This is a genomic window from Oceanobacillus sp. M60, assembly GCF_053839645.1.
The window spans coordinates 256,568-281,399 of sequence record NZ_JBSSNH010000004.1; the positions used below are offsets into that span (position 1 = coordinate 256,568).

General features: G+C 40.6%; 27 protein-coding genes and 2 riboswitches. Of the genes, 9 read left to right on the forward strand and 18 right to left on the reverse strand.

Annotation, left to right across the window (positions count from 1 at the left end; all coding sequences use genetic code 11):
* Positions 1 to 34: 34 nt before the first annotated feature.
* The 5 genes from ACW0TQ_RS11885 to ACW0TQ_RS11905 all read right to left on the reverse strand — a co-directional run bounded on the left by ACW0TQ_RS11885 (position 35) and on the right by ACW0TQ_RS11905 (position 3,593).
* Positions 35 to 724 carry an ABC transporter ATP-binding protein gene (locus tag ACW0TQ_RS11885; protein WP_455725682.1) on the reverse strand — a complete coding sequence of 230 codons (690 nt, stop codon included), beginning with the start codon at positions 722 to 724 and terminating at the stop codon, positions 35 to 37.
* Positions 725 to 730: 6 nt separating this feature from the next.
* Positions 731 to 1,798 carry an ABC transporter permease gene (locus ACW0TQ_RS11890; RefSeq protein WP_455725683.1) on the reverse strand — a complete coding sequence of 356 codons (1,068 nt, stop codon included), beginning with the start codon at positions 1,796 to 1,798 and terminating at the stop codon, positions 731 to 733.
* Between the two features lie 82 nt (positions 1,799 to 1,880).
* Positions 1,881 to 2,819 carry a phosphotransferase gene (locus ACW0TQ_RS11895; protein ID WP_455725684.1) on the reverse strand — a complete coding sequence of 313 codons (939 nt, stop codon included), beginning with the start codon at positions 2,817 to 2,819 and terminating at the stop codon, positions 1,881 to 1,883.
* Between the two features lie 32 nt (positions 2,820 to 2,851).
* Positions 2,852 to 3,409: a peptide deformylase gene (gene def / locus ACW0TQ_RS11900; protein ID WP_455725685.1), complete on the reverse strand. Its 558-nt coding sequence runs from the start codon at positions 3,407 to 3,409 to the stop codon at positions 2,852 to 2,854.
* Positions 3,393 to 3,593 carry a helix-turn-helix transcriptional regulator gene (locus ACW0TQ_RS11905; protein WP_193064805.1) on the reverse strand — a complete coding sequence of 67 codons (201 nt, stop codon included), beginning with the start codon at positions 3,591 to 3,593 and terminating at the stop codon, positions 3,393 to 3,395. The genes def and ACW0TQ_RS11905 overlap by 17 nt, the downstream gene beginning before the upstream one ends.
* A 1,212-nt stretch (positions 3,594 to 4,805) precedes the next feature.
* Here ACW0TQ_RS11905 and ACW0TQ_RS11910 point away from each other — a divergent pair.
* Both ACW0TQ_RS11910 and ACW0TQ_RS11915 read left to right on the forward strand, forming a co-directional pair.
* The gene (locus ACW0TQ_RS11910) at positions 4,806 to 5,918 is read left to right on the forward strand and encodes a YibE/F family protein (RefSeq protein ID WP_455725686.1); all 1,113 of its coding nucleotides are present in this window, start codon (positions 4,806 to 4,808) and stop codon (positions 5,916 to 5,918) included.
* Complete coding sequence (locus ACW0TQ_RS11915; protein ID WP_455725687.1) at positions 5,915 to 6,697, forward strand: YibE/F family protein; 783 nt, start codon at positions 5,915 to 5,917, stop codon at positions 6,695 to 6,697. The genes ACW0TQ_RS11910 and ACW0TQ_RS11915 overlap by 4 nt, the downstream gene beginning before the upstream one ends.
* A 77-nt stretch (positions 6,698 to 6,774) precedes the next feature.
* Here the strand turns inward: ACW0TQ_RS11915 and ACW0TQ_RS11920 are convergent, their stop codons facing one another.
* Both ACW0TQ_RS11920 and ACW0TQ_RS11925 read right to left on the reverse strand, forming a co-directional pair.
* Positions 6,775 to 7,050, reverse strand: coding sequence for a YolD-like family protein (locus ACW0TQ_RS11920; RefSeq protein ID WP_455725688.1), 276 nt, complete (start codon positions 7,048 to 7,050; stop codon positions 6,775 to 6,777).
* Positions 7,047 to 7,262 (reverse strand): hypothetical protein, encoded by a 216-nt coding sequence (locus tag ACW0TQ_RS11925; protein WP_455725689.1) that lies wholly within the window; start codon positions 7,260 to 7,262, stop codon positions 7,047 to 7,049. Before ACW0TQ_RS11925 ends, ACW0TQ_RS11920 begins: the two co-directional genes overlap by 4 nt.
* Positions 7,263 to 7,514: 252 nt before the next feature.
* Positions 7,515 to 7,631: riboswitch (SAM riboswitch) on the forward strand.
* Positions 7,632 to 7,728: 97 nt separating this feature from the next.
* On the opposite strand from ACW0TQ_RS11925, the gene ACW0TQ_RS11930 reads away from it, so the two are divergent.
* From ACW0TQ_RS11930 to ACW0TQ_RS11945, 4 genes are all read left to right on the forward strand, one after another.
* Entirely contained in the window at positions 7,729 to 8,829 is a 1,101-nt protein-coding gene (locus tag ACW0TQ_RS11930; protein ID WP_256705268.1) for an iron-containing alcohol dehydrogenase family protein, read from the forward strand.
* Between the two features lie 23 nt (positions 8,830 to 8,852).
* Positions 8,853 to 9,668 carry a MetQ/NlpA family ABC transporter substrate-binding protein gene (locus ACW0TQ_RS11935; protein WP_193065520.1) on the forward strand — a complete coding sequence of 272 codons (816 nt, stop codon included), beginning with the start codon at positions 8,853 to 8,855 and terminating at the stop codon, positions 9,666 to 9,668.
* A 56-nt stretch (positions 9,669 to 9,724) separates the two neighbouring features.
* Positions 9,725 to 11,323, forward strand: coding sequence for a glutathione ABC transporter substrate-binding protein (locus ACW0TQ_RS11940; protein ID WP_455725690.1), 1,599 nt, complete (start codon positions 9,725 to 9,727; stop codon positions 11,321 to 11,323).
* Positions 11,324 to 11,599: 276 nt separating this feature from the next.
* Positions 11,600 to 12,253: a lysoplasmalogenase gene (locus tag ACW0TQ_RS11945; protein WP_193065518.1), complete on the forward strand. Its 654-nt coding sequence runs from the start codon at positions 11,600 to 11,602 to the stop codon at positions 12,251 to 12,253.
* 251 nt (positions 12,254 to 12,504) lie between these two features.
* On the opposite strand, the gene ACW0TQ_RS11950 is transcribed toward ACW0TQ_RS11945, so the two are convergent.
* From ACW0TQ_RS11950 to alr, 3 genes are all read right to left on the reverse strand, one after another.
* A complete protein-coding gene (locus ACW0TQ_RS11950; protein WP_193064504.1) occupies positions 12,505 to 13,062 on the reverse strand; it encodes an NADPH-dependent FMN reductase in 558 nt (185 codons plus the stop codon).
* Positions 13,063 to 13,337: 275 nt separating this feature from the next.
* A complete protein-coding gene (locus tag ACW0TQ_RS11955; protein WP_193064503.1) occupies positions 13,338 to 13,646 on the reverse strand; it encodes an MGMT family protein in 309 nt (102 codons plus the stop codon).
* A 25-nt stretch (positions 13,647 to 13,671) separates the two neighbouring features.
* Positions 13,672 to 14,802, reverse strand: a complete 1,131-nt coding sequence (gene alr, locus ACW0TQ_RS11960; RefSeq protein WP_193064502.1) for an alanine racemase — start codon at positions 14,800 to 14,802, stop codon at positions 13,672 to 13,674.
* 277 nt (positions 14,803 to 15,079) lie between these two features.
* Here alr and ACW0TQ_RS11965 point away from each other — a divergent pair, with 277 nt between their 5' ends.
* The gene (locus ACW0TQ_RS11965) at positions 15,080 to 15,829 is read left to right on the forward strand and encodes a YitT family protein (protein ID WP_455725691.1); all 750 of its coding nucleotides are present in this window, start codon (positions 15,080 to 15,082) and stop codon (positions 15,827 to 15,829) included.
* Between the two features lie 33 nt (positions 15,830 to 15,862).
* Positions 15,863 to 16,003: a hypothetical protein gene (locus ACW0TQ_RS11970; protein ID WP_455725692.1), complete on the forward strand. Its 141-nt coding sequence runs from the start codon at positions 15,863 to 15,865 to the stop codon at positions 16,001 to 16,003.
* A 42-nt stretch (positions 16,004 to 16,045) separates the two neighbouring features.
* On the opposite strand, the gene ACW0TQ_RS11975 is transcribed toward ACW0TQ_RS11970, so the two are convergent.
* From ACW0TQ_RS11975 to htpG, 5 genes are all read right to left on the reverse strand, one after another.
* Complete coding sequence (locus ACW0TQ_RS11975) at positions 16,046 to 16,741, reverse strand: hypothetical protein (RefSeq protein WP_193064501.1); 696 nt, start codon at positions 16,739 to 16,741, stop codon at positions 16,046 to 16,048.
* A 243-nt stretch (positions 16,742 to 16,984) separates the two neighbouring features.
* Positions 16,985 to 17,287: a hypothetical protein gene (locus ACW0TQ_RS11980; protein ID WP_256705270.1), complete on the reverse strand. Its 303-nt coding sequence runs from the start codon at positions 17,285 to 17,287 to the stop codon at positions 16,985 to 16,987.
* A 77-nt stretch (positions 17,288 to 17,364) separates the two neighbouring features.
* Positions 17,365 to 17,775, reverse strand: a complete 411-nt coding sequence (locus tag ACW0TQ_RS11985; protein ID WP_193064499.1) for a Spx/MgsR family RNA polymerase-binding regulatory protein — start codon at positions 17,773 to 17,775, stop codon at positions 17,365 to 17,367.
* Between the two features lie 52 nt (positions 17,776 to 17,827).
* Entirely contained in the window at positions 17,828 to 18,457 is a 630-nt protein-coding gene (locus tag ACW0TQ_RS11990) for a TetR/AcrR family transcriptional regulator (protein ID WP_193064498.1), read from the reverse strand.
* A gap of 480 nt (positions 18,458 to 18,937) precedes the next feature.
* A complete protein-coding gene (gene htpG, locus ACW0TQ_RS11995; protein ID WP_455725693.1) occupies positions 18,938 to 20,815 on the reverse strand; it encodes a molecular chaperone HtpG in 1,878 nt (625 codons plus the stop codon).
* Positions 20,816 to 20,972: 157 nt separating this feature from the next.
* On the opposite strand from htpG, the gene ACW0TQ_RS12000 reads away from it, so the two are divergent.
* Complete coding sequence (locus tag ACW0TQ_RS12000; RefSeq protein WP_455725694.1) at positions 20,973 to 21,683, forward strand: NAD-dependent protein deacylase; 711 nt, start codon at positions 20,973 to 20,975, stop codon at positions 21,681 to 21,683.
* A gap of 117 nt (positions 21,684 to 21,800) precedes the next feature.
* On the opposite strand, the gene ACW0TQ_RS12005 is transcribed toward ACW0TQ_RS12000, so the two are convergent.
* The 3 genes from ACW0TQ_RS12005 to ACW0TQ_RS12015 all read right to left on the reverse strand — a co-directional run bounded on the left by ACW0TQ_RS12005 (position 21,801) and on the right by ACW0TQ_RS12015 (position 24,534).
* The gene (locus ACW0TQ_RS12005) at positions 21,801 to 22,388 is read right to left on the reverse strand and encodes a YpjP family protein (protein ID WP_455725695.1); all 588 of its coding nucleotides are present in this window, start codon (positions 22,386 to 22,388) and stop codon (positions 21,801 to 21,803) included.
* Positions 22,389 to 22,557: 169 nt separating this feature from the next.
* On the reverse strand, positions 22,558 to 23,226 hold the full coding sequence (gene tenA, locus ACW0TQ_RS12010; protein WP_455725696.1) for a thiaminase II: 669 nt from the start codon (positions 23,224 to 23,226) through the stop codon (positions 22,558 to 22,560).
* A gap of 39 nt (positions 23,227 to 23,265) precedes the next feature.
* Positions 23,266 to 24,534 (reverse strand): acetylornithine deacetylase, encoded by a 1,269-nt coding sequence (locus ACW0TQ_RS12015; RefSeq protein ID WP_455725697.1) that lies wholly within the window; start codon positions 24,532 to 24,534, stop codon positions 23,266 to 23,268.
* 81 nt (positions 24,535 to 24,615) lie between these two features.
* A riboswitch (TPP riboswitch) is annotated at positions 24,616 to 24,719 on the reverse strand.
* Positions 24,720 to 24,832: the final 113 nt, after the last annotated feature.

Below are 24,832 nucleotides of genomic sequence, written 5' to 3' on the forward strand. Positions count from 1 at the left end.
GATGTTCCAGTGAATGGAAATCACATCCTTTTTGTCATACCGTATAACGTTCTTTTTCCTGTAATTCCATGTTCCCATCTGTCATTTGATAGACTTTATCACAATCCTCAATCAGCCGGGTATCATGTGTTACAACGATTGTTGCTGTTTGCTTTTCTTCTGTAATTTCTTTTAACATACGCATCACTTCAAATGCACGGTCAGAGTCAAGTGACGCCGTCGGTTCATCTGCTAAAATAAGACTTGGGTTGGTATAGAGTGCTTTAGCAATCGCTACCCGCTGCCTCTCTCCGCCAGATAAGTCTTTTGGGAAGCTGCGAAGCAAATGATCAATGCCTAACGACTGATAGAGCGCTTCGGATTCTGCTTTAGACATATTCCCTTTCTTTACCTTATCCAGCAGTTGCATCTGCTGTCCAACGTTTAAATAAGGAACCAGATTCGATGCCTGCAAAACAAAGCCGACTTCTTTCAGCCTTAACGCTGCACGCTTTTTTTCCTTTAAATCAGTCAAAGCTGTGCCGTTCATCTTGACTTCTCCCGCTGTGGGTGTCTGCAGCCCTCCGGCGATACTTAAAAACGTACTTTTTCCGGAACCAGAGGGGCCAATAACTGCAACTAATTCGCCTTGTTGCGCCTCAAAATTTGTTTCTTTCATTGCTTCTACTTTTGTTCTGCCAGATCCAAAGGTTTTCTGCACCTTTTTCAATTCTAAAATAGCCATATTCCCTTAACCTCCTATCGCCCGTAATGGGTCAATTCGCACAATGGTCTGTACAGAAATAAATGCTCCAATGACGGATACGGCAATCAGAATCATTCCATAGACCAGCATTTCAATGTAATTAAAGGCTACCGGTACAGCTGCCGGCAGGAATAATCCTGTAACTACAGCAAGAACCAGCCCAATCATCACCCCAGCTAAAGAAAGTAAAAATGTCTGCGCTACAACAGAGCCGGCCAAGTATTGGGAGGATATTCCCTGAGCCTTCATCACCCCGAAAATACTTATCTTCTGAATAGTAAGCACGTAGAGAAAAATCGCCAGGACCACAGCTGAAATAACAAACAGGAAATATATCATTAATGTCAGCGTTAAATTCTGCTCTGTGTAACCAGGCAAATTCTCAATAAACGTTTCTGTATCAACCACCTGCAATGCTTCATCTGCTTCCACACTGTCTAAGTTATCTGTACGAATAATAAAGGCATTCACTGCCTCATTATCTCCTTCAGCGATTTCACCATATTGCAGTGTCTCCAGCGTATTGGAATCTGTGAACAGCACTGGTGCTGCATTAAATCTGGCTTTATCCGTAAAGCCAGTGATTTCCAACGTCTCCTCTGTGGAAGATAAGGAAATCTCATCACCAATTTCAAAGCCGTCTTCTTTTAATGTATCATCCGCTATTACTTCTCCCTCATCCGCGAATGCGTTTCCTTCTGTCACATTTGGCATGATAAAGGACGCTTCATCTACAGCAAAGATAAATACATTTTCTTTTTTATCCCCATGACTCGCTATTGCGCTGAGCTGAGATAATTCGGTATATTCATCCACTCCGGCCCCGTCAAAATCATCCGCAGACACGATGGATTGCTGCAGACGTAAATCGGACTCCTCTGTCAGAATAACACCGTCTGCTTCCCATTTATCAACAGCCTCCCGATTAAGCTGCTCCAGCCCGTTGGCCAGACCGGATAAAAAGAATACAAGGTAAGAAATAAGTACCAGCACACCTATAACTAAGGTGAAACGCAGCTTGTTGTTCTTTATTTCATTCCAAGCTAAAAACATTCCTTCACTTCCTTTTGGTTTCATTACAAATACCTTTGCTTATTCCCTTTTTAGAGAATGTTTAACCCGGCATTTCAAACAATCAATTTGTATCGTCCGTTAGACTCCTCAAATAACCGATAATTTCCTCCTTTTCTTGCGCATCCGGTTCTTCATATAATAACTGCTCAGCAAACTCCCAAATATCCTCCAGCCTTCTTCTTAACTGGTAAAAAGCAAGAGCATCTTGATTGATATGATAACTTTCATGATGCTGAAGGTAGACTTCCATAAACTGCTTCCAATAAGGCTTTTCTGTCAGAAACATCATATCTGCTTCAGGAGGAGCCAGTTTCAGTCCTTCCCAATCTATTAATAATAGCTTCTCCCCCTGCATCAAATTCCAATGATGCAAATCTGTATGACATAAGACCATATCGAAGGAAGCAGATTTCAGCTTTTCTGAAAGTTCTTTTATGCTGCTGATCCATGCAGCTATTTTTTCCCGATTTTCACGAAAAAGGGCATGTAGCTCCCCCGGGATATGTTTTTCATTGAAATGAATGACCTCTTCCAATTCTTCTAAAAAAGGCACGTCAAAGTCCTCCTTCAAAGCTTCCGTTGGAAAAGGGATTTCCTTCCCAAATGAGTGGAGTCTGGCTATTATATGTGCAAATTCTAATACCTGCTGCTTGGTTAAGCCTTGTTCACCAATGGTTTCCCCATCAATAAAAGGATACAGCAAATAACTATTTTCTGCGTCTTCACATTGATACTTCCCTTCCTTTGTCTGTAGCGGAACAGGAATTTTTCCTTTTAAATCACTGTTATCTGCTAACCACCCCACAATGGGAGCATGCTGGTCAATCCACGCGGTCAACTTTGGCGTAGAAGCACGTCTCTTTTCATATACTTTCAAAAAATAAGCAGCATCCTCCGCCTTTATTTCAAAGGCAAGGGACGCCCATCCTCCCTGTTTGGATTGTACGTGAACAGGATGGACTCCATACGCTTCCTGTAATATTGCAGTAAACGGATTCACTGCGATTCCCCCTTCCCTAAAAAGCTTGGATCCTACTGCAAATTCAAAAATGGCCGTTCTTTATTAATCCGGTCAAAAAACATGATGCCATTCAGATGATCCATTTCATGCTGAACTAAGATAGAGCTATATCCCTTAAAGGTATATGTATGCTCCTCTCCCTCTGTATCAAAGGCCTGCACCTTTATTCTCTCATAACGCGGCACATGTCCAGATACTTCCCTGTTTACAGAAAGGCATCCTTCCCCTTCCGGAAGATAGATGGTATTTGCAGCATGGCTGATCAGTTTAGGGTTAATCAGCTTTAATTCCATTGTTTCCTCCTTTTCTTTCTGATATCGTATGACAAACATGCTTTTATTGATGCCGACTTGATTTGCTGAAAGTCCTGCTCCCGGCCTTAGCTGATATTTCTTTGCTATCTCAGGGTCCTGACTGTTTTTCAAATACGTCATCATGCATTCCAGCTCTGTTTTCGTTTCCTCCGAAACAGGAAGAGATACAGGGTCTAACTGTTTTCTTAAAATAGAAGCCCCCTCTTTTTTAATATCTTTCATCGTTACACGGTAGTCTTTATGAAATTTTGTCATACATAAACACCTCTTCTACATTTTTATCAAGCGCTCTGGATATTTTAAATGCCAGTTCTAACGTCGGATCGTATTTATCATTTTCCACACAGTTAATGGTTTGCCTGGAAACACCGCAAAGCTTAGACAATTTTTCTTGTGTCATATTCGATTGCTTCCTTAATTTTTTAATCTTATTCTTCACTAACTAAGCTCCTTTTTGTCAAAAGTGTTTGACAAAATTGTAGCATGGAATTCCTGTAAATGTCCAAAACGTTGGACAGGTTGAAATACGCACTCCCTTTTGGTACATACTAAAATAAGAAGGTTATGGGTGACTTTTTGTTTTATTGCAATGTAACTGATTGGGACTGGGACTGCGATTACCAATGTTGTCAGGTTAATGAATTTTCTTAAATACTCAACTTTCGCACCTAAGAATAAGCAAATATTTCTTGCTATTCCAAGATGAACATGTTCTTCATTACCATGCTTGCATTTTGGTGAAATATCCGGCCTTTTTGGAATTGATGATGGTGCATAGCTCCGCTCCGGCCAACCACTTCGCTTTCCATGGGGACGGCTTCAGCTAACTTGAAAAGAAAACCGCTTTTCAAGTGGATCTTCAGCTCGCCCTGTTCCCATAGGAGTCTGCGTGGTTGGCCTGCGCTCTGATAGGATTCTACAGCGAATGAAAGAAATAAGATTTTAATGAGCTGAAGGAAATAGCAACTTTCGTCTGAACAACCCAATCATGACAGCATGAATATGAAATACAGGGAATAGCATTTATGCTCAGAAAGTAATCTTGACGGAACATTTTACCATACAGCATGAAAAAGATGTTCTATCTGATTAAACATCTATTTGGTGAGTTGTTTTTTCACGTATAGAATATCCTACTAGCGGAGGCGGACCGTTTTGACTCCTGAGGGATCAGCACCATCTGAAGATCCACTTTTGCCAAGTGCTCTTCTTGGCAAAAGTTAGCTGAAGAGCGTGCCCCTAGGCAGACTAAGGCCGCAACGTCCTGTTGCAACGTCTGCACTAGTACGTCCTGTACGTCGGAAAGCAAAACGGTCCGCCGCAGCGGTCGCATTAACCTGACATCATTGAGACCTGCGATTACTCGGTCTATTAAAACCGTTGCTGCGATTACTCGCCCCATCGAAGGTCTTTTGTATGATGCCCGCTTCAAGCATAGAGAGAAACTGAAAATTCTAAGCAGGAGAACCATCAGCCAATAACGGCCCGGTTGGTTTAATTAACATTTCGCAGGGAATGAAAAGGCCCCCGCGGAATGAAGCTTCCCTTTATTCCCTGAAATTTTGTGATGTTGTATGTATCTCCTTCTTATTAAAAGTGTTATCATAGTATATGTTTTCGGAAATACGAATAGGACAATCCTATTTTTGGAGTGATTACATTGAAGGCATGGTTAAAAAATCGGACCAGGACCGAATATATTACCGTCTGTCTATTACTAATCGGTTTTATCGCATCGATGATATTTATCAATAACAATTATGATTTATATGATAGAACGATTGTTCACATAACCGATGTTCAAGAAATAAATAGAGAAGATCAGCCAGATGAGCATGGCAATCAAGATGAAAAAGTCACCCAGCATATCGTTGGAGAAGTAAAAAATGGATCAGATAAAGGAGAAATAACTGAATTTGATAATGAATATGTCCAGTCCCTGGCATTGGACTATGAGTTATCTGCAGGCGATGAAATCTTTCTTGCTCAAGACGGAGAAGCAACAGGGGATATTAAACGGGACAAATATTTCGTGTTTGTCGCATGGATATTCCTGATTATTTTATTAGCAGTCGGAAAATCCAGAGGTGCTCTATCCGCACTGAGTTTGTTTGTCAATGCAGCTATTTTGTCATTTGCATTAGATATTTATATACAGAATCCAAGCATCAGTCTTTCTGTTATTACTGCAATCAGTATTATTATTTTCACCATTCTCTCCTTATTGATGGCGACAGGATTTAACGAAAAAACCTATACAGCTATTTTAGCCACATTGATAGGGACCGTAATTTCATTGGTGATTGCTTATGCAGCACTGCATTTCACTGGCGAAGAAGGACTGCGTTATGAAGAAATGGCCTTTTTAACCAGGAACCCGGAAACCATATTTATGGCAGGGTTACTAATTGGTTCCTTAGGGGCTGTTATGGATGTTGCGATTACTTTATCTGCTTCCATGTTTGAAATGTATGAGAAAAATAACCGGATTGATTTAAAAACATTAAAAAAAGCAGGTTACGAAGTCGGGAAAGATATCATGGGCACCATGACCAATATTTTATTTTTTGCCTATGTCAGCGGGTCCCTTCCCATGCTGCTAATCTATTTTAAAAATGCAGCACCGTTCGGCTTTACCATATCAATGAACCTTTCCCTTGAATTAACACGTGCTTTAGTCGGCGGCATTGGGATTGTATTGACCATTCCAATTGCCATCTATATTTCCATTTTCTTTATCCGGAGAAAGCAGGCGAAATTATGAATGTACTCGTATTACTGGCAATCATATTATTTGCATTAATGGCTTGGGTCGGCGGTATGAAGGGTGTACGCTCTTTTATTGCCCTCTTTATCAATTTTATCATTGTGCTTATGGCTGTATTCGTCATGAATGACCCGTCCGGGAATCCAATTATTATTACGCTTATTGCATGTGGTTTCATCAGTGCAGTCAGCTTGTTCTTCATCAACCGGGTAAATAATAAAACGATGCTTGCTTTCTTATCTACCATTGCAACAATGGTTATTTTAATCTTTTTCATTATTATTTTAACCGAACAATCCATGATTTATGGACTTGGGGAAGAAGAATCTGGAGAAATCACAGCTTTCAATGTGCATATTGGATTAAATTTCATTCAAATTGCTACAGCTGTGATTATTATGAGCACGATTGGGGCGATTGTAGATACTGCCATTTCAATCACCTCTCCGATGCGTGAAATCCACGACCAGAATCCGGAAATTTCCAGAAAGAATCTATTCTTCGCCGGCATTCGTATTGGCCGTGATATTCTAGGTACAAGCACAAACACGCTATTCTTCGCCTTTTTCGGAGGGTATATGGGGCTGCTAATCTGGTTTAAGGATTTAGATTACTCTCTTGGACAAATTATAAATGCCAAAGTGTTCAATGATGAAATGCTTGGAATCCTTATTTCGGGCCTTGGCATCGCTCTGGTTATTCCAATTGCTTCTCTGATGAGTGCGTATTATTTGAAGAAGAAGAAAAAGGACATCGCGTTGGATGAGCAGAAATAGGTAAAAGCAGCCTTACGCTGTTTTATGTTTAGAAATAAGCCCGAATGATTCCGCTTGGAATACATTCGGGTTTTTATCTACAATATAAAAACGTCCATTACATCATTAAACTTAATGATTGTAAAATCCTTTTGACCCAGCTTATCAACTATGGCTATGTGCTCGTCTTGATAGTTAATGCTGTCTATATATCCTTTTATATGATGAACATGACAGTCCTGATAGCATTTCACTTCAATAAGCAAATTATCTTTATGAGCGATAATTAATTGAAAGCAATTCTGCTTCCGTTGCCGCTCATTTAACATTGTTTTTTCTTTCGTATTCCTTTCTTCCTGTACACGAATATTCAAGCCCCGACGCTCCTTTTTACACACCCTATGGATAAAATATTTTCTATCTTAAAGCTGCGCACCTGTTTTTTATAATAACAATAAGCAAGAATCCTTTTATCATCTATATCCACCACCCGAATAACCCGCTGCGTCACATTGTTATGGCGGTCGATATAATAGATCATGATTTTTTCCTTTTTATCCAGAGAATGATGAAGTAATCCAATCATATTTATTCCTCCGAACAAGAACTTTTGTTCTGAACATTTGTTCTTATTATATCAAAAAATAAGAAAGAGTAAACATGAAATAAATGGATGAATGTGTTTTAAAAGAAACGAGCGATAATCCGTTCAAGTATTTGGATTTTGGGACCAAAAATGGTGCTGATTAACATAATTAGCCCGCCAGCTCCCTTGCATCAAGCTATATTTGACTTTTCTCATATTTCATATTAAAATGTATCCACAGTTACATAAGAACTCTTATTGAGAGTGGCGGAGGGACTGGCCCGATGAAGCCCGGCAACCTTTCTAGAACTCGTTCTAAAAAAGGTGCTAAATCCTGCAAAGTGCATAATGTGCTTTGGAAAATAAGAGAGGACGTTTCGTAAATGAACTTATTCAACCTCTCTAGAACAAAATAGAGAGGTTTTTTATGTAGCATTTAAACACATGTAAAAGGGGTTATCTTACCATGCAAACAGTTACTGTAAAGGGATCGCCCAGCCATTATCAAATCGGTGAAGGTTCTCTGGAATACCTGATAGAAAATCTGAATGACTTGCGGGTGAAGCGGATTGCTGTAGTTGCCGGGCGTACTGCTTGGGAAAAAGCAAAACCATATCTTCCTTCTGCATTGCTGGATCAAATAGAGGAAAAAGATATACATACTGCAGATGGGCATTGCACCGTGGAACGAACTGACAGACTGGCCTCGATTTATGAAGAACAGCAAATAGATGCTGTCATCGGCATCGGCGGGGGAACAGCTCTGGATATTGCCAAAGCAGCGGCTGCCAATGCGCAAATAAAAAGTATCTTAATCCCAACGATTGCCGCCACCTGCGCAGCTTGGACGCCATTAAGCGTCTTTTATCAGGAAGATGGTGCTCATTCTCATTACACTGAGTTTCCTGAATCTAATACACTCGTAGTGGTAGAACCAGCAATTATTGCAGAAGCTCCTGTAAAATACTTAAAAGCAGGCATTGGCGATACGTTAGCCAAATTCTATGAAGCTCGCTCTCTAGTTGAAGCCTTCTACCCTGAAGGCACGCTTCCAGTCTGGCTGCAAATATCTCAATTCGCCGCTCGTGCCTGCAAGGATATTTTGCTGGATGACAGTGAAGCAGCAATCCAAGCTTGTGAGAGTAACCAAGTCACTGATGCTCTTATTCGTGTTATCGAAGCAATTATCGCAACAGGCGGTATGGTTGGCGGCTTCGGCGGAAAAGCTGGACGAATTGCAGGTGCGCATTCCATTCATAATGGGTTAACTGCTGCCCCGCAGATTGCCGATTCACTTCACGGGGAAATTGTATCCTACGGCATTTTAGCTCAGCTTGCTATCGAACAGGATAAAAACGAGCTTACGAAGCTATTAGCTTACTATGATACATGGGGCTTCCCGACAAAATTAGCAGACTTCTCCATACATACGGATGATCAGGAGCTGCTGGAAACCATTGCGAAAAAAGTGACACGGGAAGAAGAATCCATTCATTTGATGAAAGAAGAAATTAATGCAAATACCGTTATCGACGCATTTTTACAACTTGAGAGTGTTACTAAATAAAAAAAGAAAGTAGGAAAATCATCATGAAAAAGAAATATTTACTTCTTATTACAGCTTTATTATTCGTTTTCCTCGCTGCTTGCGGAGGAGATGAGGAAGAGAGCGGTTCAGATTTACTTGAAGACGGCGTATTGACAGTAGGTGTAACAGCTGGTCCACATGAAGAAATTGTTGAAAAAATAGCTGAAATTGCAGCAGAAGACGATTTAGAAATTGAAACTGTGGTTTTTAGTGATTATGTGATGCCAAACGTTTCACTGGATGAAGGTGAAATTGACATCAGCAGCTTCCAGACAGAGCCTTTTATGGACAGCATGGTGGAAGAAAGAGGCTTGGATATAGTGAAGGTAGCAGATACCGTTACTTTCCCGATGGGAGTTTATTCCGAATCGGTTGATTCTCTGGAGGACCTTCCTGATGGCGCAACATTAGGGCTCCCTGGCGACCCTACAAACAGCGGACGTGCTTTATTATTATTTGAACAAGCTGGTCTTATCACATTAGAAGAAGGCTTGGGTGTAAATGCAACCGTAAATGATGTAATTGACAATCCGAAAGACCTTGAATTACTGGAATTAGACTCTGCACAAATTCCAAGACAGCTTGGCGAAGTTGATGCAGCAGCAATCAATTCAAACTTTGCAATTGAAGCAGGGCTTTCACCCAATGATGATTCGCTCTTTATCGAGCAGGATTCTACATTCGTTAACTTGATTGCAGCTCGTACAGAAAACCAAGATGATGACGTTGTTCAGCAGTTTATTGATATTTACCATACAGACGAAGTGAAAGAATTTATTGAAGAAAACTTTGACGGCTCTGTTGTTCCAGGCTGGTAAATCCATATTTTCAGGTAATATACCAGACTACTATACTTAAAGGAGAAAACAGCATCATGAGAATACAGAAAAAGATATATGTACTTGCATTTATTGCTCTGTTCAGCCTGATACTTGCCGCCTGTGCCAGTGAACCAGATGACAATGCATCCTCTGACAGCAATACGACAGAGGGAGGATCGCAGGGCGGCGATTTAATTATTACCACACCAGCCGATGCTGTATCGCTTGACCCGGCAGCATCCAATGATACTCCGTCCAGTGATGTACAAAGAAATATCTTTGAAACGCTTGTTACCCAGGATGAAAATATGGAAAATCAGCCTTTGTTGGCAGAGGAGTGGGAACAAATTGATGATACGACATGGGAATTCAAGCTTCGTCAAGATGTGACCTTCCATGACGGCTCTGATTTTAATGCGGAGGTTGTAAAGGCAAATATTGACCGTACGCTTGATCCGGAAATTGGTTCTCCACGGGCGATCATGTACAATATGATTTCCGAGGTAGAAGTTATTGACGATTACACTGTTCATTTTAAAACAGAATATCCTTTTGCAGCGTTACCGGCACACCTTGCTCATCCCGGCGGTGTGATGATTTCAAAAGACCAGATTGAAGAAGACTATGCTGCAATGGAAGATGGCGAAGAAGCAGGTACTGTCATCAGTGCAAACCCGCAAGGCACCGGCCCTTTCAAATACGAAGAATGGAAGCCAGGACAGCAGGTACGCTTAGTTAACAATGAAGATTATTGGGGCGAACCGGCACTGCTTGATTCCGTAACTTTCAAAGTAGTTACAGAAGATCTGACCCGTGTCGCAGAATTAGAGACTGGTGCTTCTCAAATCGCTAATTCCCTTAGTCCGTCAGATGTAGCTCAAATTGAAAATTCCGATCATTTATCAGTGCAGTCTCAGGACAGCCTGGCATTATCGTATTTAGGTTTTAACATGGACAAGGAACCGTTTGATGATGAACGTGTCCGTCAGGCAATTGCAAAAGCCATTAATAAAGAGGAAATTCTTTCCGGAATCTATGACGATGTCGGGATCCCCGCACACACACCGATTGCGCCAAGTGTATTCGGATACAGTGAAGATGTAGAGGATCACGAATATAATCTGGAAGAGGCCAAAGAGTTACTTGCTGAAGCAGGCTATGAAAATGGGTTTTCTACCACGATTTGGACAAATGATGACCGTCAGCGCATCGATACAGCAACAACAATCCAAGCACAGCTGAAGGAAATTGGTATCAATGCGGAAGTAAGAACCGTGGAATGGGGAACAATGCTGGAACAGACTGCCAACAGGGAACATGATATGTTTGTCTTTGGCTGGACCACTGTTACCGGTGATGCGGACAACGGGCTATATCCTTTATTCCATTCAGATAATTTAGGCGAACCAGGAAATCGCACCTTCACAGAAGATGAAGAACTCGACGATTTATTAGATCAAGCCCGCCAGGAAAGTGATCCAGATGAACGATTAGAGCTTTACCGCCAAACCCAGGAATTACTTGCGGAAATCACGCCAATGGTTTATATCCATCACCAGCAATATTTGTTAGGTGTTGATGACAGCGTAAAAGGACTGACACAGTCTCCGACACAGCTGTTAAATTTAAAAGATGTTTCTATTGAAGAATAAAGAATCTCCCCTTGTCTATGATGGGCAAGGGGAGTTTTTTATTGAATGCTGTTAACAAAGGATTACAGCAGTATTCAGCTTCATATGTACAAACAATACAAAACAGCCTCCCTATCTTCAACGGAAGCCTCTATCTCTTCCGAAGTTAAAAATAGGTTTGAAAAAAGGTTTTCTGTTTATATATCTAGAATTTGTTATCTAAGCATTTTTTTACTATGATGGAACTAAACATGTCTGAAGATTTTTATTTTAACAAGCGAAGGGAATGTACCCATTTTGATACTTTATCGTTTACCCATATTAATTCTGACGACTGGAATTGTTTATATATTTATTTCACCATCTGAGCCATTAGCATTTAGTATTTTCTTCAAGGTGATTCCAATGGTGCTGATTCTGATTTATGCTTTTGAAAAATCGCTGCCTAAACGAAAGTCCACGCATTATTGGATTATTGGCGGTATCAGCTTGTGCTTGATTGGGGATGCGACGCTGCAGTGGTTTTTCATCGGCTTGACCGCGTTTTTTATCGGACATGTACTATATATCGTTGGATTTTTAAAAGAATGGCGTTTTTCTTTGCCAAGAAGTCTTTCTGCAGTTCCGCTTATTCTTTTTGCTGTTTGGATTGGTTATCAGCTTGTGAGTAGTCTGCAAACAAACGCGGAGACAGGTTTCATCTTTCCTGTCATTTCCTATATTGGAATTATCACGCTTATGGCGTTCACAGCAATCATGACAGGAAATCGCTGGGCTATTCTCGGCAGCCTTCTATTTATTATTTCTGACAGCGTTCTAGCGTGGAACATGTTTATCACCGGCTTTACAGGCGCTCATGAAGTCATTATGCTTACGTATTATAGTGCTCAATTTCTTATCGCCCACAGCTTGTTTACCATTGATTCGAAGCAAAAAGGAATGGCTTGGTAATCGCTAAGTCTTCTTTTCACCCTCTGGGCATAAGTGCGACTTTAGCTCTGTCTACGCCTGTCGGCTTGCCAATCGCTAAGTCTTCTTTAAAGGAGATGAGCTCGAGGGCGACGGAAAACGGAGTATATTTCTAGGGCCTAAGATTACTCACCCCATGAAACCCGTTGGAGTGACTAGCTCCAACTATTTCTTATTTCTTAAATAAAGAAAAGCCCTCTTAAGAAAACAATTTTTCAGTAAGAGGGCTTTTCTTATATAAGCGACGTTAGCTCTGGGTGCTTCTGCATGAGATCTACATAATGAATCAAATCATCTGACAGCTTATTTAAGCGGTCAATGACGTTTTGATTCGAGATTACATAGTTTGTATAATCTTTTTCTTCAACAAATACATATTTCGGAATCACCCATGCGTGCATATAGTGAAGAATCGGCTTCAAATGCTGCTCGGGTACTAAATAATGCTTTGTTGTTCCTGCTGTTGCAATAATAGCAACCACTTTATTCCGAAATGCATCCATTGGCAGAAGGTCGAACAGATTTTTTAATGTTCCTGGAATAGATGCTTGGAAAACAGGCATTCCAATCAAAATACCATCTGCTTGCATGATTTTTTCTAATAAGATTTTCGTATCGCCTGTATAATCTTTATAAGAACGTCCGTCACTAAAAACCATGTCATAATCCTTCAAATCTAACATCTCTGCTTCTACCCCGGTATGTTCTTTTTCAATATATTTCAATGCATGGTCCACAGCGACTCTTGTTTTTGAGCCAATCGTGGAGCCGGAAATTCCAACTATCTTCACGGAGCATCCTCCTATATGGTGGTCTTATTCTGTATTCAGAAGTTTCGATTTTTAGATTCTCTCGTCCGTCTATTCATATATATGAATATGTATTTACGCTGTTTCCTGCTCTGCAAAGACTCGCCTCAAAAGAAGCACGTTTCTGCATTTGGAGAACCTGTAAATATAGGAATGAGAATGTTTCTCAAAACAGTTATTACCTGTATTATACCTAGTTAACTAACAGAAATACAATAAGATGCTTACCCATAGAGGCCTTCCTGAATTGCAGCGCTTCATTCGAGATGCCATTGATATTTTTTTAAATCGACGTATCCGCTGGAACTCACCAGGACACCTTCTGCTTCCAGACGTGTGCGCTGCTCCCAATTTCCCTCTTCATTCGGAATAGCTAATTGCCCCTTTGCATTGATCACACGATGCCAGGGCAATTGATGCTTTTTGCTCATGGAATGGAGCACGCGGACAACCTGTCTTGCGGCTCTCGAATTGCCAGCTTCTCTTGCTATTTGGCCGTAAGTCATTACTTTTCCAGACGGGATCTCCCGTATTATTTTAATAACTTCTTCCGTAAAAGGTGTCATCCTTTATCATTCCTGTTCCACATTATTATTTCACGTATTTTCTCGGTACCCTTTTGCCAATTAAACAAACCGTTTCATAATGAATGGTCTGCATTTGCTCTGCGACAATATCTAAAGAAATATAGCCCTCACTCGGCTCGCCAAAAATGGTAACAATATCATTCTCATGAACGCCATCTACATCGGACACATCCACCATGGTCTGATCCATACAAATGCGTCCGACAATCAGGCATTCCTTCCCGCGAACGGTCACATGTCCTTGATTGGATAAAAGACGTGAAAAGCCATCGGCATAACCAATCGGCAGGGTTGCAACCTTTGTTTTTTTCGTTGTTGTATAGGTTCTGCCATAGCTGATAGATTGTCCAGCCTGAACATTTTTAATGTAAACCGGCTTTGTTTTTAAGCTCATCACCTGTTTTAATGGCAGGATTTCTTTGAGGTGCGGTTCAGGATAAAGCCCATACAAGCTGACTCCGACGCGTACCATATCCAGATGCATTTCTGGATAGGCAATGGTCCCCGCACTATTACAGCAATGCTTGATTGGAATCTGACAGCCTTTTGCTTCTACTGCCTGATAAATTTTCTGGAAGCTTTCAAATTGCTGATACGTATAAGCACTGGATTCTCCATTGTCGGCTTCCGCAAAATGCGTAAAGATTCCTTCCAGTTCTATTTCTTCCCGGTCTAATGCGCGGCATAAATCCACAGCTTCTTCTGCGGTACGGACACCGATACGAGTCATTCCGGTATCCACTTTGATATGGACTTTTGCTGTTTTCTGTAAGGTATCTGCAGCCTGACAGATGGCTTCGATTGTCTCTTCTGAATAGACAGTCAGCGTGACATCTTGTTCTACTGCTTTATGAACGGCATGAGCTGGCGTATAGCCCAATAATAATATCGGTGCAGTAATTCCTGCTTCTCTCAAAGACAGCGCTTCATCTAAGATTGCTACTCCAAGACAGTCCGCCCCATTTGCCAGCGCCTCTTCTGCAATCGGCACAGCTCCATGCCCGTATCCATCTGCCTTCACCACTGCCATAAACCGCGCTCCTTCACGGATATGCTGTTTAAATTGTTGTACATTAAACGCTAATGCTTGTAAGGATACTTCTGCCCAAGTATCACGAAAACTGGTTGTTATCATGTGTTTCCCACCTTGTCTAACATCATCATTTTTATTTTTTCGGTCTATTTTTCAGATTAATATAATACATCATATCCATTTTAGCACTTCCATTCTGTGTTGGATAGTTATACTCAGCCTGCTTGACAGACATAGTGAAAGCACGTTTATCTAAAAAGTGCGAGAAGGCAGCATTGAAATATCTTTCCCAATTGCCTTTATTTCTTTACACTAAATATAAATATACGTATGATTCCTATTGTCAGGGAAAACTATTTTATCGATGGAGGTTGAGAACATGAAACAAATCTTTCTGGCGCTGATTGGAACCATTTTATGTGCTCTGGCAACGACCATATTCGCCATGCCAAACCAAATTGCAGATGGAGGCATTCTAGGTATTGCACTTTTACTCTTTTATTCTCTCGGATGGTCGCCCGGGATTGTTACGATGGTTGCTTTTGTCCTATTACAACTCGTCAGTTTTAAATTTCTTCCTAAAAGCATCGTGATAAAAACAATGGTTAATGTCCCTCTTCTATCCTTGTTTATCTTTTTAACGGAAAATATCGTAACACAGCCTCTGGGTGATTCTCTGGTAGCCGCTATTTTTGCAGGCCTCACAATGGGAATCGGGTTTGGTTTGATTATCCAAGCGGGCAGCTCCATTGGAGGTACTTCGACAATAGCTCGTCTGCTCGCACAGCGCTATGAATGGAATGTCGTACTAACCACCTTCATCATGGACGCCGTTATCGTATTAGCCGGGGTTTTCATTATTGGCCCGCTTTACACACTATATACCATTATTGCTTTATCCATAGGGAAGGTCGCCAGCGACTATGTGATTGGCGGTTTTGATTCTAAGAAAGCAGTCACGATTATTTCACCGGAATTTAAAAAAATAGCTCATCAGATTAATACAGTCATGGCGTCTAGTGCAACTTTTATCAATGGCTCTGGATCCTATACAGATCGCCAGCATTATATCCTTTATATTATCGTACCCAGTTACCGCCTCTTAACACTTAAACGAATTATCAGGTAAATCGATTCCAGTTCATTTATCGTTGTCCATAACGTGAAGGATGTATCTGGCGGCACTTTCTTTGCTCCGACGACAGAAGATGAAGCAGCCTTTACCGGATTTGAGGAAGAAGCAATTATTCCTGAACCGGAGGAGGTTTCATCGGATAATACTGCCGATAAAACAGATGTTTGATGATGTACCAATAAAGAAGTGAGCTGCTTCTTAGAAAACAGCTCACTTCTTTATTGTTTCTTTAGAGGACTCTGAGTCCGTGCGGCGGACAACATTCCACTTGCTCCCAAATAATTGAATACTTTTTTCTACCTTTTTTATCACTTCATCTGCTCTTTCATAAATAATGCCCCGCAAATCATGGACCTGCCGTATTAATTTTTCAAGCCATGCTTCCTGCTTATCGAGCCTTTCATGAAGAACAGCCAGTTCCTCTTTTCTTTGATTATCCATTTCATCCAACTTATTTCCTTGTTCTTCCACTTTTTTCTTCACTGCTTCACTTACTTCATCTATTTTTTCAAGCTTAACCTGAATCAATGCCTGGTTGGCTTTGAAGCCATCTTCCTCTTCTTTTGCACTTTCTTGAGCAGCAATAATTTGATTGAGCTGCTTGTTTTCCTTCTTTATATTTTTATCAAGTACATCTAATCGGTTGAATACCTTCTCCTGCATCTGCTGCTGATCTTTTTTATTTTTGTCCATTTCCTTCAATCGTTTCGCAATACGCTCCAATTGCTGATTTTTAGCAAAGGTATCCCGCTGCAGCTGCTGCAATACTTTCACAGATTCCCTCTGCATTTCCAGCTGCTTTTGCTCTCTCTCACTTGCATATTCATAAACAAACGTTTCTTGATTAGGCGAAGCTCCTTTTATATCTTCTGCATAAATGTGCTTCTCCTGGTTCAGATATACCATTAACATCACCTCTAAAATCAGCTTATGCACAAAGAAAAAAATAGGACGAATTTTGGTTATCTGCCTAATTGGATAGATGGAAAAAAACCTAAGCGGTATAGTCACTCAGGTTTTATTCTTTATTGCTATTTATATTTGGATAAAGATACCTCGCTCCGGGGAAGTCTAGCTGAGGTTTTGTGAGCAGGAGAAGCAACCCGAAGAAAGGATTTAGCAAAGCTTCGAGCTGTTCCGTTTGTTTCTCTAATTTCGATGGGTGGTACTATGTGTTCGAGCTTTAAACGCATCGATAAATTGTTCAGGTGAAGATTTTATAATGTAGGCATAAACTCCTTTAAGCGTGTGTAAATAAAGCATTCCCTTTGTCTGGTTCCCAGTAAGTCGATACGAAATATCCATTACATTTTCAATTGGAAATTCCCTGTACTTTGTAGCGATTTTGTCTTCATAAAGATACATATAACGTTGCTCTTCTGTATCCTTTTGCTCTAATGCACTTACTTGACGGACTACTTTTACATACGGTTGTTTGGCAATAAATTGCATTGTCTCCTCCGCTAGTTCAGCTTAAACTTTATATCCCTAAGGGCGGTAAAAAGCGCTTTTGAACATTTTTTTATGGATTAGTTTTCTGCAACGCGCAAATGATTCTTTCTCCATTGCAGCCATTGGCTTTCTCTCGTTTTACGCGGTAAGAACTGACGGATATCCTCTTCATGATATCCTACCTGCAAACGTTTGGCATCGACCATAATCGGACTGCGTAAAAGACGCGGGTATTCCTGAATAATTTCCAGCAGCTCCTGCAATGGCAATGCTTCAATATCAAGATCTAAATCTTTATAAATCTTAGAACGTGTGGAAATAATCTCATCTGTACCTTCCACCGTCATCCGAAGAATATTTTGTAATTCGTTTACGGTCAGAGGTTCTCTGATTACATTACGTTCTGTATACTCAATCCCGTTTTTCGTAAACCATTGTTTTGCTTTTCTTGTTGATGAACATGCTGCACCATAAATTGTAACTGTCATTAATCATACCCCATTTATATATAGTTTCTTTCTTCAAACCATCAGAAAAGTTCTATACTTGCCTGTCAGCACTTGATAACCCTTTGCTTAACAAATCCATTTCAATACGAAAATTATCTAGAGCTTCTTCACGAGAAAGATTCCTGGATAGCTGATCCACAATATTTCGAAATGTAACAGACGTTAAAATCTGCATAACATGGAAAAACTCTTGTTTACTTTCGATATTCAGCTTTTTAAAATCAACTAAATCTTTTACTTGATTCATTGCGTCTACTTCATTATGCTTTCCTAAGAATAACTCTGTAAATGAATCTTCCACTTCATGTGTCACATTCAATACGGCATTCTTTAAAAACTGCAAATGCTTCTCTTCGGACAATTCTATCAGTGTTACCCGAAAAACCTTATCCATGGAAGCCATCAAATCTCCATCTGTTTCGCGCAACAGGCTTAAAAAATAAGCACGGCGTTTATCTGTATGAAGCTTTAATAAATAATAAAAAGCATCTTCTTTGCCATCAAAATATTGATAAAAACTTCCTCTTGAAACACCTGCAAGCTTTACAATATTCGCAATGGAGGCCTGCGATAACGGTGCTCTTGCAAATTCTTTTTCAACCGCTTGCAATAATTTTGCCCGTTTGGAATCGTTTAAATTAAAAAATGTTGATGTAGGCATATTCTTGCTCCTCCATAACCTATTGTGACACAATGTCATGTCCTATAATTCTATATTAAGTGACACGATGTCATAAGTCAATTATTTTTATGACATCGTGTCACTTTTTTTATGAAATGTGACGATTCTATGGCAGGCAAACGATTGCTTTTTCATTAGTGTACACTTTTCCTCCCTCTGCTAAACACCTTTAGTTAAAAATGCTTCTTTCCCAGCTTCATTTAACTGCCGACCTAATCATTGTATTCCCTCACTATGCTATTTCATAACCTTAAAAATTAAACAAGATAGGAAAATTTCTAAAAGTTATCAGCTTAAAAAATAAGAATGTTTATAAAGATAGCTGAAAATAGCCGCTCCGGAAAAACACTACGCTAGATAGGTTTTATTGCTATCTGTATCAAAATTAATAAAATTCACTATCCTTTAAACAAAAGAACACCGCATAGAAGGCTATGCCTTCCACACGATGCTTTTTCATCAAACCATAATCTTACTCATATCATTCGTAAATGCCACTGGATCTTCAATCGGCAGCCCTTCAATCAATAACGCCTGATTGTAAAGCAGGTTGGTATATAACGCTAGTTTATCCTGATCATTCCCCTGTGCTGCTTCGAGTGCTTTAAAAATACTGTGATTCACATTGATTTCCAGCACTTTATCTGCCTGAATCTGCTGGTTATCCGGCATCGCATTAATAATTTTCTCCATTTCCAGAGAAATCTCACCATCTGCAGAAAGCACGACCGGATGGGATTTCAGACGCTTGGAAGCCCGAACATCCTTCACTTTATCACCAAGCACCTCTTTCATTGCTGTAAACAGCTCATTATGACTTTCTGTTTCTTCCTTCTCTTCCTCTTTTTCATCGGCTTCAATTCCTAAATCACCGCTGGAAACGGAACGGAATTCCTTATCCTGATATTGCATCAGCATTTTAATCGCAAATTCATCCACTTCATCTGTGAAATAAAGAATTTCATAGCCTTTATCTGCAACAATTTCCGTTTGCGGAAGCTTTTCAATACGCTCATTGGAATCTCCAGAAGCATAATAGATATATTTTTGGTCTTCCGGCATACGTGATACATATTCCTCTAACGTTACCAGCTTTTTCTCTGTAGAAGAATAGAATAGAAGCAAGTCTTGCAGTTCTTCTTTATGCTGGCCGAAATCACTGTACACGCCAAATTTGATTTGCTGACCGAATGCTTTAAAGAATGTTTCATATTTTTCACGTTCATCGCGAAGCAGGCTTAACAGCTGCTGTTTTATTTTCTTATGAATATTTTTCGCAATGATTTTCAGCTGACGGTCATGCTGCAGCATTTCCCTGGAAATATTTAAGGATAAATCTTCTGAGTCGACCATTCCTTTTACAAAGCTGAAGTAATCAGGCAGTAAATCGGCACATTTTTCCATAATCAAAACACCATTTGAATAAAGTTCCAAGCCTTTTTCGTACTCTCTGGAGTAATAATTAAACGGCGTTTGCTCTGGAATAAATAGAATTGCATTATAACGGACCGCTCCATCTACATTGATATGAATATGGCGCAACGGCTGATCAAATCCGTACCGTTTCTCCTGATAGAAATTGGTATAATCTTCGTCTGTTAATTCGCTCTTATTTTTCTTCCAAATAGGAACCATTGTGTTCAGCGTCTGCTCTTCAATCACATCTTCATACTCATCTTCTGTTCCTTCTTTTAACTTGCTTTCCGTAACATCCATTTTAATTGGATAGCGGATAAAGTCAGAGTATTTCTTGACGATTTGTTTTAAAGTAGCTTCTTCTAAAAACGTATCATAATTGTCTTCTTCTTCGTTTTCTTTTATTTCAAGGATAATCTCTGTGCCAACTTCTTCGCGGTCAATCGGCGTAATCGTATAGCCGTCTGACCCTTGTGAAACCCATTTGTATCCTTCTTCACTGTCAATCGATTTTGTTAATACGGTCACTTTATCCGCAACCATAAACGCTGCATAAAAGCCGACACCAAATTGACCAATAATATCATGGCCGTCTTTAATTTCATTTTCTGATTTAAACGTATGTGAACCACTCTTAGCAATCACACCGAGGTTATCTTCCAGCTCTTCCTTTGTCATTCCAATTCCCGTATCTACTACAGTCAACGTACGTTTTTCTTTATTAGGAATCAGTTTGATATAGTAATTGCTTTGATCGAATGTTAAAGCATCATCCGTTAATGCTTTATAATAAATCTTGTCAATAGCATCACTTGCGTTAGAGATTAATTCACGCAAGAAAATCTCCCGTTGTGAATAAATGGAGTGGATGACCATATCTAATAATTTCTGTGATTCTGCTTTAAACTCGTGCTTTGCCATAATGCGCTCTCTCCTTTTTCTGTTTTTAGCACTCTCTCTCACAGAGTGCTAAACCTCTATTACATGAATACCATATTCTATTTTAACTGTCAATATTAGTCGCATATAGCCTAAACAACATGTATAATAGAAAATATATAGAAGAGGAGGGGTCTCGATGCTTCATGAATGGTTAAAAGATTCCAAACATACCGTCGTTTTCACTGGCGCAGGAATGTCTACAGAGAGTGGGCTGCCTGACTTTCGTTCCACAAACCGGGGACTTTGGAGAAAGAAAGACCCAAGCAAAATCGCAAGTGTAGATGCTTTAAATCATCACGTAGAGGATTTTATCGAATTTTATCGGGAGCGCGTCCTGGGCGTCAAAGAAGTTGGTCCGCATAAAGGACATCACATTCTTGCCGATTGGGAAAATAATGGACTGATCCAATCGATTATTACCCAAAATGTGGACGGTTTTCATCAGGCTGCAGGCAGCAGACACGTTCATGAGCTTCATGGAACCCTGCAAGAGCTGCATTGCCAAAGCTGTGGGAAAATCTACGACAGTTCTGCTTATTTAAATGAAGACTATCACTGTTCCTGCAGCGGAATACTCAGACCTTCTATTGTATTATTTGGGGAAATGCTCCCTGAGGATGCCTTTTCTGCTGCGTTTGAGCATGCAAAGAAAGCCGATTTATTTATCGTGCTAGGTTCCTCTCTATCGGTTACGCCAGCCAACCAATTCCCGGAAATCGCAAAACAAAATGGCGCCAAACTTGTCATTGTCAACCAGGAGAAAACACCATTAGATGAGTTTGCAGATGAAGTTGTTTTTGACCGGAAGATTGGGGCTTATTTAGGAGAAACGGATCAATTATTATAAAACAGATAAAAGGCAAGGAAGCGCTGCACGCTTCCTTGCCTTTCTTGATGGATTAAAATAAATACAGCTCTATTTGTTTTAAGCAAGGCGAGTAACCTCAGCCCCAAAATTTTGATCTTATGCCATCCATTTAGGCGGTGTATTCTTATTCCAATAAATATCCCCGATATGATAATGCTTTTGGAATCCATCCTCACTTAAATGGTAATGAAAATTAAAATAATACCCTTCCAATGGTCGGTTTTCCCTGCGTACATGAAACTTTGCCAATGTTTTGCCGGTGCTGTTATTGGAAACATTGAAAATCCGCTCCCCATAGCCGTCTGAAGGTTTTTCCGTAATCGCTATATCCTTATATATGGCAGAATGCTCGACAAGATCAGACAACACCAATTCCATCTGCGGTAAAATCATAGCAGAAAATTCATCCTCGACCTTCCCCGCAATCCTCGTTCCAAATTTTTCGATACTCAATTTTTTCGCCTCTTCATGAAGGTGGCCAAGAAAAGCTTCTCTTGGGTCTTCTACATTGTATGATTGGGTGGTTTCCTCGATAACAGATGTTGTTTCGATATCTGATGAAGAAGATACGCTGCTGTCATCCCGCTTATTGGCGTCGACTTCCAAAAGATTTGTTGGCGTATAGATACCCAATGTTAAAATTGTTATAAATATGACTGCTATTTTTCTCCACCAGAGCTTCATCTGCTTCACCCATCTTCCGTATCCGTTTTCTTTATTTTACCATGAATCCATTTCTTGTCTATCCAACCATTCTACTTTTTTGAATATTGGAAGAAAATAATTTGTTATACGGAACATTCTGCTTATACATTTTTTTACAACTCAAGAAATCATATAGGGTGATTTTACCTTATACCGGCCAGCCTTCACGCTTATATGCCATATCCCAAAACATATATTCATAGCGGCTCGTATTCAGAAAAATAGCTTCTAAATGATTCAGTTCTGCTTCTGTACAGCCTTCCGCAAGCTCGTCTAATTTTTCAATCAGCCACTTGCCGATGGAACCAAATTCATCCGAGCTGTACATTTTCACCCATTCCCCATACTGTTCATGCTCCAGTGCACCCGGCTTTTTTGCCAGCTCCAGACCAATTTCATAATAACTCCAGGCACATGGCAGAATCGCTGCAATTAAGTCTGCTAAAGAACCTTTCTGTGCCTCTGCAAGCATATTACTGCTGTAGGCAAGCGTTACAGGCCCTGGAACCGTAGATTCTAATTCTTCTCTGGAAATACCGAGACGCTCGGCATACTGGCGATGAAGATCCATTTCGAAATTCAGGGTTTCATCCAGCGATTTAGCAAAGCCGGACATGGTATCTAAATCTTTTGCAAGCACCGTTCCCATCGCGATTACTTTTGAGTACTCTATCAAATACTTGTAATCCTGACACATGTAGAATTTAAATGACTCCATATCGAGTGTTCCATTTCCAATTCCCTGCACAAACGGATGCTGGTGGCTTTTCTCCCAAATCGAATCTGCTGACTTGCGAATACGTTCTGTAAATTTCATGTTCTATGCACTCCTTTTTCTATCATTTTTATAAATGCCTTATTCCTGTTTTTCTGTTTGACACCATTTCAAAATAAATCGCAGCAGGGACACTGTATAATCTACTAACTCGTCGATATTTACCTGCTCATCCACGGCATGGGCATGCTTCAATTCACCCGGTCCATAGCAGACCGTCGGAATCCCGTATGCTGCAAGCCAGCCGCCATCGGTTACTGTTTCAGACATTCGGACTTTCGCTTCCTCGCCAAAGGCTTTGCTATGACTCTCCTGTAACATCGCAAAAGCAGCATGTTCTTTATCTACGGAGAAAGACGGGAAAATTTCACCGCGGTCCACAATCATCGATTCGCCTCCCCATTCAAAGGCGGGTGGATTATCCCGCATCCAGACATCCGCTTCAGCCGTCTTGCGTAAATGGGACTCAATTTCTGCAGCAACCTGCTCAGCAGTCTCATCGGGATAATAATGAACGGTAATCCATAGGCGGCATTCATCAGCAATAAAAGCAGCATGTCTGCCTCCTTCAATCACTGCCGGGTTGATGGTATTGGTTCCTGGGGGAAAGCCTGGATAGGATTTGGTCACTGCCCAATGTCGCTCCAGCTCCTGCAACGCAGTAAGGAGCTTATTCATCTTTTCAATGGCGCTGGCCCCTTTCATCCCGCCGCCTGCATGAATGAGCTGGCGACGTGTACCATCATGGTGCGTGATTGGACTTTTCACTGTGATCCAGCCGGTAATAACGCCTCCTTGCCCATGTATTTCACAATGACTTGTATCTGCAACGATGGCATAATCCGCTGTATACCCGCGTTCTCCACATTGCTTCGTCCCTGCTTCTCCAACCTCTTCCCCAATGACGGACTGCAGAATAACATCCCCGCCAAGGCGAATCTGGTGGTCATGCAATATGCGCATCGCAAATAAACACGCTGCCAGACCGCCTTTCATATCTGCTGCACCCCGCCCAAATAATGTACGTCTTTCCACTGCTGGCTGAAATGGCGCATGCTTCCAGTTTTCACCTTCCTCTATAGAAGCGACATCCACATGCCCATTAAGAATCAAGCTGTTGTATGTATCGGAAGCAGTTCCACGTAAACAGCCGACGACATTCGGGTCACCGGGATAAACCTCCCATTGTTCTGTTTCAAAATTCATTTCCTTCAAGTAGTTCGCAATGTAAGCTTGGATAGCCTCTGTATTTCTTGCAGGCGGGGCTGGCGTTTCAAAACGAATTAAATCGCTGACAAGCGCTATTAACTCGTCTTCTCGATTTCGAACCTCCTGAATTACCCTATCCATTCAAAAACCTCCTTTTCAGCACGCAAAAAAGCCGCCTCCTGATATAGAAAGCGGCAGAAAAGTTTGGTTCATTTGCCTATAGGCATATTCCGCCCACTTCCCTCCGCTAGTACGAACTAGATCAGGTTGGTAAGGGTCAAGGCAATATGCCTCTCTCAGCTTAATAAGCACCCCTAGTGGATCCATTGCGTATGTATTTATCCATTTCAGATTACCATACAGTTCTGGAAGCGTAAAGCAGAATTTAAAAGGAAGGATGATTCTACTGTCCATTGTCTGTATACATATTGCTGCTTTT